This window comes from Occallatibacter sp. (assembly GCF_049582745.1).
GTDB lineage: Bacteria > Acidobacteriota > Terriglobia > Terriglobales > Acidobacteriaceae > Telmatobacter.
On record NZ_JBAUUO010000177.1, the window covers coordinates 50197 to 63994 of the forward strand.

The 13798-nt window shown below is 56.0% G+C and carries 11 protein-coding genes; 3 read left to right on the forward strand and 8 right to left on the reverse strand.

Annotated features, from left to right (window positions below; translation table 11 throughout):
- Nucleotides 1-61 precede the first annotated feature (61 nt).
- The gene (locus tag WCA10_RS25655; protein WP_472825400.1) at nt 62-889 is read left to right on the forward strand and encodes a hypothetical protein; all 828 of its coding nucleotides are present in this window, start codon (nt 62-64) and stop codon (nt 887-889) included.
- Here the strand turns inward: WCA10_RS25655 and treZ are convergent.
- The 6 genes from treZ to WCA10_RS25685 form a co-directional block, all read right to left on the reverse strand.
- Entirely contained in the window at nt 886-2634 is a 1749-nt protein-coding gene (gene treZ / locus WCA10_RS25660; RefSeq protein WP_472825401.1) for a malto-oligosyltrehalose trehalohydrolase, read from the reverse strand. The genes WCA10_RS25655 and treZ overlap by 4 nt on opposite strands.
- Nucleotides 2635-2637: 3 nt before the next feature.
- Nucleotides 2638-5292: a malto-oligosyltrehalose synthase gene (gene treY / locus WCA10_RS25665; protein ID WP_472825402.1), complete on the reverse strand. Its 2655-nt coding sequence runs from the start codon at nt 5290-5292 to the stop codon at nt 2638-2640.
- Between the two features lie 116 nt (nt 5293-5408).
- A complete protein-coding gene (locus WCA10_RS25670) occupies nt 5409-6653 on the reverse strand; it encodes an SLC13 family permease (RefSeq protein ID WP_472825403.1) in 1245 nt (414 codons plus the stop codon).
- 45 nt (nt 6654-6698) lie between these two features.
- Complete coding sequence (locus WCA10_RS25675) at nt 6699-7616, reverse strand: dihydrodipicolinate synthase family protein (protein ID WP_472825404.1); 918 nt, start codon at nt 7614-7616, stop codon at nt 6699-6701.
- A complete protein-coding gene (locus WCA10_RS25680; RefSeq protein WP_472825405.1) occupies nt 7613-8764 on the reverse strand; it encodes an NAD(P)/FAD-dependent oxidoreductase in 1152 nt (383 codons plus the stop codon). Before WCA10_RS25680 ends, WCA10_RS25675 begins: the two co-directional genes overlap by 4 nt.
- Nucleotides 8761-9720: a proline racemase family protein gene (locus WCA10_RS25685; RefSeq protein WP_472825406.1), complete on the reverse strand. Its 960-nt coding sequence runs from the start codon at nt 9718-9720 to the stop codon at nt 8761-8763. Before WCA10_RS25685 ends, WCA10_RS25680 begins: the two co-directional genes overlap by 4 nt.
- A 73-nt stretch (nt 9721-9793) precedes the next feature.
- Here WCA10_RS25685 and WCA10_RS25690 point away from each other — a divergent pair, with 73 nt between their 5' ends.
- Together WCA10_RS25690 and WCA10_RS25695 are read left to right on the forward strand one after the other, a co-directional pair.
- Entirely contained in the window at nt 9794-10063 is a 270-nt protein-coding gene (locus WCA10_RS25690; protein ID WP_472825505.1) for a (2Fe-2S)-binding protein, read from the forward strand.
- Nucleotides 10060-11331: an FAD-dependent oxidoreductase gene (locus tag WCA10_RS25695; RefSeq protein ID WP_472825407.1), complete on the forward strand. Its 1272-nt coding sequence runs from the start codon at nt 10060-10062 to the stop codon at nt 11329-11331. The genes WCA10_RS25690 and WCA10_RS25695 overlap by 4 nt, the downstream gene beginning before the upstream one ends.
- Before the next feature lie 39 nt (nt 11332-11370).
- Here WCA10_RS25695 and WCA10_RS25700 read toward each other — a convergent pair whose 3' ends face one another.
- Entirely contained in the window at nt 11371-13005 is a 1635-nt protein-coding gene (locus WCA10_RS25700) for a GH35 family beta-galactosidase (protein WP_472825408.1), read from the reverse strand.
- A 26-nt stretch (nt 13006-13031) separates the two neighbouring features.
- Nucleotides 13032-13769, reverse strand: coding sequence for an SGNH/GDSL hydrolase family protein (locus WCA10_RS25705; RefSeq protein WP_472825409.1), 738 nt, complete (start codon nt 13767-13769; stop codon nt 13032-13034).
- Nucleotides 13770-13798 lie beyond the last annotated feature (29 nt).

Sequence of the window (13798 nt, forward strand, 5' to 3'; positions counted from 1 at the left end):
TCTGCCGCAGAGAGTGCTATTCACCGAAGACCTGGATTGGGTAATTCAAGGAGAGAGTCCGATGGAAAGATTCCTCGCCACAATGCTCCAGACGGTTCAAGACTATAAATCGCAGCCGCCTCCGCTGATCTCCGACAATGGTTCGATTTGGCACCACATGTCTGACGCGCTCCACCAATCTGTTTATCGAGTGCTGTCGCTGTTGATCGCAGTCCTGCCCGGCATTCTTGCGGTTTTTATCGCGCTAACCCTCTTCACATTGATCGGCATGGCCCTGTCCACGATCCTGCGCAAGGGGCTCGGATTTCTCAAGTTCGACGAGAGATTGAATCATGGAAATTCAGAGTGGGCCCCTTCCAGTTCTCCGACGGCCCTTATTGCGCGAGCCTCTTTCTGGGGCTCTGTACTGCTTGGATTGATAATCGGCGTTTCGGCATTCGACGTATCTTATGCAACCGGCGCACCGCTACCGGTTTCGATGTTGCCCTATTTGACGCACTTTGTTGGAGCTGTCCTGCTGCTGATTGCGGGAACCCTGATCGCGCGATTCCTTGCGCGTTCCGTACTCATTGGGGCAGTGAATGCACAACTGCACTATGCGAGGTTTCTGTCCCTCGGCGTGAAATGGCTGGTGCTCGTACTTACCGCGGCAATGGTGCTCGACCATCTTCAAGTTGGCGGAAAAATTGTTGAACTTGCCTTTGGAATCCTGTTTGGCGGCATTGTGCTGACTCTTTCGCTCGCGATCGGCCTTGGCTCACGCGAACTCGTAAGTCGATCTCTCGAAGGGCGAGTCGACTGGTCGGCGGATAAAGCGCATGCACCTCAGAACGAGGCGGTACCGGCCTCCGAAGAGCCCTCCCGGCACGAGACCATCCGTCACTTCTAACGCTGGGGGGAAGTCTTGATGACAGCAATCGACTCAGGCGGCAACGCGATAGCGCCGTTTTCGACAACGACATTCGGTTGCGACCAAAGTATCAGGTTGGCTTCTTGTTCAACTTGCAGAAATACGGCTTTTGCCGCGAGGTTGATTGCGATTACAATCTCTGCGCGTATCACGCTCAGCCACCGTTGTTCTTCGTTATAGGTGACTTCTAAGCTCCCCGGCTCACCGTTGTTGAGGGACGGCGTAGCTCGTCGCAATTGGATCAACTTGCGGTACCAGTCCAGCGTTTCGGCGTGAAGAGGTTCTGACAGTTCATCCCAGTTTAGCTTTGAGCGGTCGAAGGTCGCAGGATTCTCTGGATCGGGGATTGTCGAAGGTTCCCATCCGAAGGCTAGAAATTCTCTCTTGCGCCCTTCTGAAACCTGCTGGGCCAGTTCCCTGTCTCGGTGATCGGCGAAGTACAGAAAGGGCGAAGTCGCGGCCCATTCTTCACCCTGAAACAGCATCGGAATGAATGGCCCGAGCAGCACGAGGGCCGCCGCAATCTTCGCGCGATCGGCTCCGGCGCTTTGGGCGATTCTGTCGCCGAGTGCCCGGTTGCCGACCTGATCGTGATTCTGGATGAAACCCAGGAAGCGATGTTGGGATATATCCTTTACGGCGCGGCCATGCATCCGATTCCGGTATCGGGAAAAGATTCCATCGTAGACAAACGTCTTTTGGAGCGCCTTAGCGAGTTGAGCCAGGGATCCGAAATCTGTGTAATAGCCGGTAAGACCATCCCGTGTTAGTACAGCAAAAAGAGCGTGGTGAAAATCGTCGCTCCACTGCGCGTCCATTCCAAAGCCGCCACATTGGCGTGGAGTCACGATGCGCGGATCATTCAGGTCGCTTTCCGCAATGAGCACCAGTTTGCGGCCAATGGTCGCGCTTAGAGTCTCTATCTCTGCTGCGAGTTCTTCAAGAAAGTGGATAGCCGAGCGGTCCACAAACGAATGCACAGCGTCGATGCGTAAACCATCGATATGGAAATCGCGCAGCCACATTTGCGCGTTATCGCAAAAGAACCGGCGCACCTGGTGCGATCCAGCTTCTTCAAGATTTACCGCGCCGCCCCACGGAGTTCGATGGGCATCCGTTAAGTACGGACCGAACTTTCCAGTGTAGTTTCCAGACGGACCAAAGTGGTTATACACCACATCGAGAAGCACTGCCAGCCCGATGTCGTGTGCTGCATCGACGAATCTCTTCAAGGCATCGGGGCCGCCATAGGCTTCATGCACCGCAAAAAGCGCCACACCGTCGTAACCCCAGCCGTGATCGCCGTCAAAGGCCCCGACAGGCATCAGTTCAACATGCGTGATACCAAGTTCATGCAAGTATTCCAGCTTTGCAATCGCAGAATCCAGAGTGCCTTCGGATGTGAATGTACCGATATGCAACTCATAGATAATTGCACTGGCCAGCGGAGGCGCTTGAAATCCTTGGTCTTTCCATCGAAATGCGTGTTGATCGTAGACACGGGAGAGGCCATGAACGCCGTATGGCTGCCACAAAGACTTGGGATCGGGCACCGCCTTGGAATCGCCGTCGATCAGAAAGCCATAGTCGGTTCCATGACCGGCAGATGCAACGGCAAGGTCCCACCACCCTTCATCATCCGGTCCAGACATGGGAAGAGATTTTCCGCCGACTTCCACTGAGAGCGTCGCTGCGCGCGGAGCCCAAACATTGAACAGGTGCATGCTTCAGCTCTCCGCTTTCACGAGGAGCGCTGCAGGAAAGCGGCCGAGGATGTTCTGCAGGGGCATGCAGCCACCATGCAACGTGTCATCGGTAAACAGGTTCGTCCAGCGGTCCCCTGGCAGTTCAACTGTAGTGTTCGACCAATGCCCGCCGAGTTTCACGGGCCACCTGGGAACGATTGTCGCCAATTTCCCGGCTCGCAGATAGCCCATCGCATGATCAGCCTTTTTTCCCTCAAACGAAAGCGGTTCGAAATCTGCTTCCGCGCCAAACAATTCCGGCCGGCGCCTGCGTAGATTGAGTGAGCGGTAGAGCACCCATAGCTTGGGAAGACCGCTGTCCATTCTGTTAACAATCTCTTCGACGGGAATTTCAGATTTAAGCTCTGAGAGAAGCGACTGTCTTACAGCGTAATCGATCGGTCCGCGGTTGTCGGGATCGACCAGGTGCAGGTCCCACAACTCGCTGCCTTGGTAGGTGTCCGGGACACCCGGAGCAGTGCACTTCAGCAGGGTTTGCGCAAGGCTGTTCACTCTTCCCGGCATCAGGATCCGTCCTACGAACTCCTCAATCGCGGCCATAAACTCATTGCTGGCGTAGATGCGCTCGATAAACCCTGTCAGAGCGTCCTCAAATTTCCTGTTCTGCTGCGTCCAGCTGGTTTGCTGCTTCGCTTCTCGGACGGCCTTCTCCATATAACCGGTCAGCCGATCGCGCTCAATGGGCCACGCACCGATCATGGTTTGATATAAGAAGCATTCCGTGTTGCGATCCGGTTGGGCGTCCGTCTTGAACGTAGCATTCAGGCGAGACCAACGCCGCAGGAATCCTCTCCATTGAGTGGGGACCTCGGTGATCACGGCAAGACGGGCCCGCACATCGTCAGACCGCTTGGTATCATGGGTGGAAAGCGTAGTCATTGTGGCGGGATGAGAGGCTTGCATCTTCATGCAGCACTCGAGGAACCCCGAGGTCGTGGGCCCTTCTCGATCAGGCGCGGAGCCCACTTCGTTTAGCCCGATCATGCGGTTGAAGCAGTAGAAAGCTGTATCTTCCACGCCCTTGGCCATCACCGGTGAACTGAATTGTTGAAATCGGTAGACAAATTCGGTTTCAAGTGGCCCACGAGACCGCAAGAGCAGCACATCTCCCATGAAGTCGAATAGACCCGCGTCAACATCCGGTCTTTGGCTCTTCGCTCTCTCAACGGCTTCCACAATTTCATGGCGATCCTCATCCACGATCTCATTCCGATCGGGTACAACATAGGTCCTGTAGACCCGAAATGCGGAGCCAACTTCGCGGATGGCGCGCCTGATCTCAGCCCGCGTATAGTCACGCCGATCGCGGTTGTTTTCGCAGATTTCGACGAACAGGCTGGCAAGCCGGTTCACGTCGCTGCCGAGGGCTTCATGCGCTACACTCAGTTTCTTCTCGCGGGCAATTTCTGCGAAGTCCGTTGGCTCATTGGTGAAATCTTTGTAAATCTGGGTGATCTCTTTCAACCCTTCCGGATATGTAAGCCATCCGTTGCAAAGGTTCAGGAAGTCGTAGCCGCTTGTGCCTTGGATCGGCCAATTCTCGCGAAGAGACTCTCCAGGCTCGAGTATCTTTTCGCCAATGATCCACGCCTCAGGACATTGTTGCCGCAAGCGCGTGAAGTACTGCAATGGATCGCGCAAGCCGTCGGGATGGTCCACGCGCACTCCGTCGAGAACACCCTCGTGTAGCCAATCGAGAATCCGGCGATGGGTGGCATCGAAGACGTGTGGCCGCTCAACGCGCAGTCCAACAAGGGAGTTTACGTCAAAAAATCGGCGATATCCAAGCTCTTGGTCAGCGGTGCGCCAATATGCCAATCGATAGTGCTGCAGATTCAGTAACTCATCCAGGGCATCGTAATCCCCATTGATTTCGCAAACTGCTCGGTCGACCGCCTGCACCGCCGCTGGGTGCTCTTCACAGAATCTCCGCAGAAGATCGTAGATGACTTCCTTATCCCGATGTCGTGAATTAATTCCCTCAGTGTCGGTCGCTTCCGGTAGAGGCAAACGCATCAGGCTATCGGACAGGAAGCTGAGGGTTGAACTATTCGCGTATCGAGCCGCGCGATCCAGGATCACGGGGACAGACCTCGGTGCAAGCGGATAGAGATGTTCGGAGTATCGGACGCACAACGAGCCGCTCTCTTGATCAATCTGAATCTGGCCTGCGGTAAGGACCCGGCCGTATTGATCTCCAAGAACTGGTATTAGCACCTTGTTCTGTAGTTTGACCTCGGATGAGTGCCAGTCGATATCGAACCAAGTTGCGAATCGGCTCGAAGGACCGTTCTCGAGAATATCCCACCAGTTCTGATTGCGTGCTCCGATGGCCATATGATTCGGAACGATATCGAGTACCTGTCCGAGTCCTAGTTCCGCGAGACGAGCACAAAACCGATGATGTCCTTCCTCACCGCCTAGTTCCTCATTCACCCGCTGATGGTCGACCACGTCATACCCGTGCATGCTGCCAGGAGCAGCTTGAAGATATGGCGAGCAATAGACGTGCGATATACCTAGATCCAAGAGATAAGCAGCCATGTCCGCCGCATCGTCGAAAGTAAAGCTTGCATTCAACTGAACTCGGTATGTCGAAGTGGGAACGCGCGCCATATCTCTCTTGGCACCAGGTTAGTGCGGGATTGGAAAAACGAATAACTCGGCCGTAAGGCAATTAGATGCTGTAATTGTCGGGGGAGGATGTATTCCAAATGCATTGCTGCATAGCTTCAGATCAGCAAGGCAGCCAGAATGGCGAAGACGAGTGAGATCGGCATAATAATCACGCCGAGCTTGAAGAATTGCCAGCCACTGACATCCAGACCTTCACGCCGGATTGCAGTCAACCAGAGGATTGTAGCAAGCGAGCCCGTGATGGAGAGGTTCGGACCGAGGTCGATCGCGATCATGATGACCTTTGCGAACATCGGCTGAAGCGGAACCGTGCGCAACGCAGCGCCCGTGATAAGCCCTAGCGGGAGATTATTCACAATGTCCGTCCCGAGACCCACCAAAATTCCAAGCGCGAGAGCAGCTCCGGATTGGGGAAAATGAAGGCAGCTCTCGAACACATTGTGAAGCAGTTGCATGGCTCCGGCGCTCTTCACAGCTTCCACGATAACGAAAAGCGCTGCAACGAGAGGCAAAATGCTCCAGCTGATTTGCCGTATCAGCCGAATCGGGTTCGACCGGCTCTGAACTGCCACGATCGCTGTTACCGCCGTCGATGAGAGAAACGTCGGCAGACCGAGGCTAATCTCCATTGCAGACGCTGTAAGCAACGCGATCACAACTGCAATGATTCCGATTAGGCTCGTTTTTCCCATAGCCGATAGGCGGACATCCGAGATCGAACCGTTACACGGTGCGGAGATTTCTTTGTGGCAATACCACCGAAGAAGCGCATAGGTGACGATGATTGCGACCAGAGAGGGAACACTGAACCCGGCCAGCCAGCGAAGCAGAGGCGGCATAGTTGAGTTGAATACCACCAGATTCGCAGGATTGGAGATGGGCAGAACAAAGCTGGCCGCATTCGCGACCAACGCACACGAGAAGAGATAAGGGAGTGGCGGCGCCTTGGCGCGCTTGACCGCCGTTAGCACGGCCGACGTAAGAACAATCGCCGTGGCGTCGTTGGACATGAATATGGTCACGAGCACGCCGACTACAAAAATCGAAGTAAATAGCCTCGTCGAAGATCGGTTCGCCGATTTGACGGCAACATGTGCCATCCAGGCAAACACACCATAATCACTCGCAAGCTCAGATAGTAGCATCATGCCGGTTAGGAAGAGATACACATCCAACCCTTCTGCAACCGCCTTGCCGGCTAAGGCAAGCGGCATCAGGCGCAACAGGCACAGCAGCAATGCTCCGGCCGAAACCCAAACGGCCTCCGGCGTTTTGAACGGCCGCAAAAGCATCAGGATGATACTGGAAGCCGAGATTGTCCAGATGAGGATGTGTGCCATTGTTCTTTCGCGTCAGACGAGGAGTTGATTTCCAGCTTGTGCCGCTTAGAGAAAAGACGAACTCCTGATTGGAGCTTCCGGACGATGGCGCACCGCTTCCGCAATCACCTTTTTTGCTTCAGCCAGTTCTTCCCCTTCAACCTGGAGCCGCGGTGGACGTACACGCGCTGAGCCTATTCCGAGCTCTTCCTGCACGAGCTTGATCAGCTGGACAAATTTGGAGACGGTGTCCATGCGCAACATGGGCAGAAACCAGCGATACAGATCGTAGGCGGCTTGCTTGTTGCCTGCACTCGCAAGATTGAACAGCTCGACGGATTCACGCGGAAAGGCATTCACCAGCCCTGCGATCCAACCGGTGGCGCCAGCCTCAATTCCTTCCACAATTGCATCATCGACACCGACAAAGACGGCAAGGCGGTCGCCAGTGAGCGCGCGAATCGCGGTAACGCGGCGGATATCGGTCGAGGATTCTTTCACCGCGACTAGATTCTCAAATTCTCCAGCAAGCTCTCGAATCTGGTCGGGAATGAAATCTGTTCCGTATGCGATTGGGTTGTTGTAAAGCATGGCAGGCAGCGCAGTGGCGCGTAGGATTGCCGCGACGTGTGCTTTCATCTCATGCCAGTCGCCTCGGTACACGTATGGCGGCAAAATCATCAATCCCTGCGCACCCGCGTCGGCAAGCGCCTTGGCAAGCCGCACTGCCTCTTCTGTCGACAGCGCCGACACTGCTCCAACCACAGGGACCGACGACGAAACTGCTGCAACTACTTTGCGGACGATGTTTATCTTTTCGTCAAACCCAAGGGTTGCCGCCTCTCCGAGCGAGCCTAGACACACAATCCCGGTGCATCCATTCTTCTCCAGCCAGCGGGCATGGCGGTCGACGAAAAGCCAATCAATCTTGAGGCTTTCATCAAATGGAGTAGTCATGGCCGGCATTACGCCTTTCCATTTCATAGCGGCTCCTTTGCAGAATCGGAATGACTGCTGTGACGGTCAAATCTGGACGGCAAATAGGGGTCAAGAGGCGTGGGTAAGTGCCCGCCCGAGAGTGCTGCGGCTACTAATTCGCCCGTCGCGAGCGATGTGGTGATTCCTAATCCTTCATGCCCGCTTGCCAGCCACACGGTTTCGTCATCCACTGCGGGCCCAATCAATGGAAGCTTGTCCGGGGTAGCGGCGCGAAACCCGGTCCAGACACGTATGGCATTGAGGGAACCAATGGACGGTAGGTACGCGGTCGCTCTTTGCAACATGGCACTCAGGATCTCCTGGTCCACTTTCGCTGTCTCGTCTCCGTATTGACGCGAGGATCCAATGAGGACCTGGCCGGTTTTCCGCGGCTGTACATTGAATGCTACCGAATCTGATGCGACCGAATGAGCGCTCTTCAGATATCCGAGCTCAACTAATTGATGGCATACATAACCTGGATATCGATCGGTTATTACCAGGTGCCCTTTACGTTTCTTTACCGGAATTTCGCCGGTCAGCTCGGGAGCCCAGGCGCCTGTAGCATTGATGACGAAAGGAGCAGCTAGCTCCTGCCCATCGTTCAAAAGCACACGTCCGCTTCCCAATGCTGTAACGCCGCGTTGAAGCATCAAGGTGGCGCCAAGACTTTCCGCGAGATGAGCAAAATGACGGGCGACCGCCGGCGGATAGACCACGGCATCTTCGGGAACCAGCATTCCGCCCGCGAGACCTGGCCTGACATTCGGCTCGAGTTCCTCAATTTTCCGTGCGGTCAATAGTTGCGCCGGAACGTTGCGTTCGCGATAAAAACTCGCCTTCCGCTCAGCCTCGGCCATCTCCTCTTCATCCGCGGCAAGCCATAGTGTTCCCGGCATTTCATATTCGGCGCAGGGCGGAAGCCCCCGCGCGGTCTTCGACCATAACAACTGCGAATAACGAGTCAGTTCAAATTGTGCTTCGGAGTCGTCCATCACGACAATGTGACCCATACCTGCCGCCGTTGCGCCGCCTCCGAGCACGTCGCGTTCGACGAGAGTAACCTGCATTCCAATTCTCGCGCAAGCCGCCGCAGTGGCCGCTCCGACAATTCCACCGCCAACGATCACTGCATCGAAGCTAATTGGCTTCATGCGAGGATTCCGTTGCGGAACGGATCTTCGGGATCGAAGATCAGCGTGCTCTCCGCCATCACAAACGCGGAACCGGTGATCGAAGGGAGGATGGCCCCGTTTTGAATGCGAACATGTCCCTCGAAGACTGTGCCAAGGATTCCTTCCTGACGCCATGCGTCGCCCGGCGCAAGCTTTCCCGCAGCGATCAGGCAAGCCATCTTTGCGCTGGTGCCCGTTCCGCAAGGGGACCGGTCGTATGCCTTTCCTGGGCAGAGCACAAAGTTTCGACAATGGTTTGCGGTCTCGTGCGGCGCGGTGAAGAGTTCGATATGGTCAATTTCCGCACCATCGGCGCCCGTTATCCCACGCGCGGAAAGTTCTGCGCGAATCTTCCATGCGTGCTCAGTGAGATCATCGACATTCTTTAAGTCGAGCGGCAGCCCATCATGCTCGCAAAGAAAGAACCAGTTTCCGCCCCAGGCTACATCCCCAACGACTGTTCCGTAACCGGGCACGTGAACGTTGACCCCAACTCTATAGCGGTAAGCGGAAACATTTTCAACGGTGACACGATTTGATGAGAGGAGATCAATTTTTACCTTGCCGACTGGTGTCTGCAGAAAGTGAATCCCTGGCCGGATTCGGCCCAGATGGGCAAGCGTCACAGCGACACCTATGGTTCCATGACCGCACATTCCCAGGTAACCAACATTGTTGAAGAATACGACTGCAGCTATGCAGTCGGGCGTATCCGCCTCCAAAACCCATGCGCCGACCACCACATCGGATCCACGCGGCTCGCACAGAATGGCACGACGCATTCCATCATGATCGTGACGCAGCTTTGCCATCCTCTCCGTCAAAGATCCTCCGCCAAGGTCGGGCCCTCCAGAGAGGACGCAGCGCGTCGGCTCCCCCGCAGTGTGGGAGTCAATCACTTCGATCTTTCTGAATAAGCTCTGATTAGCGGTCATAGCTCTATCGAAGGCGTCTGCACGCTTCTTGCGCAGTATACAAAATGAGTTACAATCAACGTCTCTCTCGACGATGGCGCGATCCGATTCCGCACAAACCGAAAAGCCACAGGTTGATCTAACCGTCAACGGTCGTCTTGTCTCAGTTCCATCGGGCTCGAGCGTTGCGGCCGCGCTCTTGCAGGCAGGAATTGCATTGCGCGAGTCTCTATCCGGTGAGCCGCGCAGCGCATTTTGCGCGATGGGCATTTGTATGGAATGCTGCGCCACCGTGAACGCCATCCCGCACGTCCGCACCTGCCAAGTGGTCGCACGACACGGCATGGAAGTGGTCACGGGATGATGAGTTTTGACGTGGTAGTTGTCGGCGCGGGACCTGCAGGAATGTCCGCAGCGTCCGCGGCAGCGAAACATGGCGCCGAGGTTTGCCTCATTGACGATAACGCAAACCCCGGTGGTCAGATCTGGAGAAGCAACAATAATCACAGTGACCGTCGATTCGCTGCACTACAAGAAGCTCTCGAAGATTTCCGTGTCGTGTTGTGCAGAGAATCCGCTGTCGTAGCGCATCCCGCCTCGAATGTCCTGCGAATCGAAGCTTCCGTAGGATTCGATGATGTCCGGTATCGCCGACTCATTCTGGCCACGGGCGCCCGTGAGCGTTTTCTGCCGTTCCCTGGATGGACGTTGCAGGGCGTCATGGGAGTTGGCGGTCTTCAGGCGATGGTTAAGGCCGGATTGCCCGTCGAAGGTAAGCGCGTTGTGCTTTCGGGCAGTGGCCCCCTGCTGCTGGCCGTCGCCGCAGCCCTGGCCAGAAAGGGCGCGCGCATCCTTGGCATCTTCGAACAAGCATCTGCCGCGCGCGTCGCGAAATTCGGCGTGCAGCTTCTTCGCTTTCCCGGCAAACTTCGCGACGGGGCAGCCTATCGCGCGGCATCACGTCATGCCCCCTATCGAACAGGTGCCTGGGTCGTCGAAGCGTATGGTGATCGCTCATTGCGGTCAGTCGCCGTTTCGGTAAATGGAACAGTTCGCACAATCGAATGCGACTACCTTGGATGCGGATTCCATCTCGTGCCGAATCTCGAACTCCCGCGCCTGCTTCAGTGTCAGGTTCGATCCGGATATGTGGAAGTAAATGACACACAGGAGACGTCAGTTCACGGAGTTTATTGCGCTGGTGAGTCGACCGGGATAGGGGGCCTGGAAAAGGCCCTGTGCGAGGGTGAAATCGCCGGCCTGGTATGCGCCGGCCACTCAGGCGCACATCTTTTTAAAAGACGCGATCGCCATGCGCGATTCGCCGAGCAACTCGATCGAGCGTTTGCACCGAGGCCCGAGTTGAAGGATCCTGTGGCGCCGGAGACTCTTGTATGCCGCTGCGAAGATGTACAGCGCCACGCGCTCGATTCGATGCACTCATGGCGCGAAGCCAAGCTTCATACCCGTTGCGGAATGGGGCCGTGCCAGGGACGCATCTGCGGAACAGCGACGGAGTTTTTATTTGGCTGGAATTCAGAGCATGCTCGGCCGCCAGTCTTTCCTGCCCGCGTGTCCACAATCGCTTGTCCAGCAGAAGTCTCTTCAGATGTTTCTGTCCTTGGCGCGTAGATGAGTTTGGACCGCGGACGGATGACGAGAGTCGATCAATCAATGCCCTGGAGTAGACGGATCAACGGCATACAGTTTGACGCGAAAGATTCCAATTCGATGCGGGTCCATTGAAAGCTGACGGCCTTGGTTGCTCTGGTCTCCGTTCAAACGTCGCACCACGACCCAATCATTTGCACTGCGGCTCACTTCCTCGATACGCGCAATGCCGCTGATCTTGTTGTCCGTATCGGGATCCCGCGCAAATGAAATCGTTAAACCGCTCCCGGCAACATAGAACTCGTTCCGACCCGATTCAATCGCAATCATGGCCCCGTCATTGGTTGAAAGCGTTCGGGAAGGCCACGAACGAGAGAGCGCGCACTCCAACAGATAACCGCCAAGCGCCACGGTGCGGGTTGGCCTCGGACTGTCTTTATGAAGCACGAGCGCTCGAGTAGTTCCTGCAACCTGGCTCGCCAGCAGCAGGTCGCTCATTTGGCTTAGCACACCGTAAACTTCCGCAATACTCGGCCCAGAAGTGTCCTCAATCCTCGACGGTTGCGGGCTGTCAATCCCAAATGGAGAGAAGCCGAAGGCCTTCGCCTCTCCATATGCATAAAGCGCGTTATAGGGAGCGCTGCCCATACGCGCTTCCGGCACAAAAACCGCATTTCCCTTAAACCGGTAGCGGTCAATCCAGTCCTCGAAGTTGGGCCAGTAGATATCGGGAGAATAGAAGTCGATCGACGGCGCGGTAACACGATAGACCTCAAGAAAATAAGGGTGCGGTCCGCCGCTGGGATACTCGCCTGCGCGCTCACCCGGCGCGGGTAGCTGGCAATTTACATACATCGGCAATGGATACTCGCGCTTTCCCGCCTCCACCACGGCCTCAATGTACCGCGCGTAGTTCCATGCCATGAAGACCTCGTCCGATGCATCTCCAAAGACATCGCGCCAGGTCTTTCCTGCAGGGTTAAAGTGCGCTCGCAACTCAGGAGAAAAGGAGTCGCGCTTCTCTTGGAGCTCTTGCACCAGTTTCGCTGGAGCCGGACCTTCAAACAGCTTATTGGCCGCTGCAGACCGGTCGCGACCGCGGCCGAGATAGCCAACTTCATTCTCCACCTGCACCATCAGCACGGTCTGCCGGTCTTCGTCTTTCTCTTTCAGATGCTTCATCAATGATGAAAATGCAGCGCTATCGGCGCGAAGCGACTCAGCTCCCAGGGTAGAAAGAATCTCCAACTCATCGCCGGTCGATGATTCAGATCTTGGAAAGCGCTTCGTGTCCTGCTTAACCCAGTCCGGCGCGTAACTCGACACGCCATTCTTCCAACTGCCAAACCACAAAAGCACGAGGTGCAAATGCTGTTGTCGTGCCACATCGATCCAGCGATCCAGGATGCTGAAGTCGAAGGTGCCTTCATTGGGTTCGATTTGTTCCCATGCCACCGGCATCAAGACGGTGTTCACGTGCAATGCGGTGAGCCGGGGAAGGATGCCATCCGCTTGCGCTGCAGTACCCGCGGAGGAATTGCCAAGCTCTCCACCGAGAATCAAGAATGGCTTGCCATCGACGATGAGTTGACCGCCGTCGCCCGATTTGGAAATCCTGGGCAGTTCGGCAGAACCTGCCATCAGGGCGCCAGAAAGACATCCCGAGATCACTAAGACGAGTATCGCTTTGTGCATCAAGACTCCCAGTCCGTCTATCACTATCAGTTTGCCTTGCTAAACAAGCTGAGTGGAATCGCATCACCCATCGCCTTATACCCGGCTGGAGACGGATGCAGATGATCGCCACAGTCATATGCCGGCAGCAGACGATCCGGGTGCTCCGGGTCGCGAACAATGCCATCAAAGTCGATCACCGCGTCAAAGTTTCCGGGGGAGCGAATCCAGCGGTTCACTGCCTGCCGGTCGGCCTCGCTCAGCGGTCCGGGATGATAGTAATTCGATCCCGCATACGGAGTAATTGTCGCCCCGAATACGTGCAGTCCATGAGCATGGGCGCGTTCTGTAATCTGCTGGTACGCTTCGATCACCCGCCCCACGAGCGCATGATGTTGCTCTGCGCCCACCTCGCCAACACGCGCCAGTCCGCCAAGATCGTTCACTCCCTCAAATACAATCGCCCAACGTACGCCTGTCGGCGCGAGCACATCGCGATCGAAACGCGCCAGCGCATTGGGCCCAAGACCGTCAGAGAGAAGATGGTTCCCGCCAATCCCCTGGTTCGATACGCCGATGCTTTCGGTTGCGGGCGAACTTTGCAGTCTCGCTGCGAGCACGTCGGTCCAGCGATCGTTTCCGTTCGTCGTCGCTCCGTGCCCGTCGGTGATCGAATCGCCCAGTGCGACAACTGAAGCCGAGCCCGCCCCAGACTGGACGTCGATCTCGGATACCTGGTACCAGTGATCCACATGTTTGGGCTCAGTAAGTGTGGCTGCGCTCACCAGGTCTCCATGGACGTGATACGAAGTCG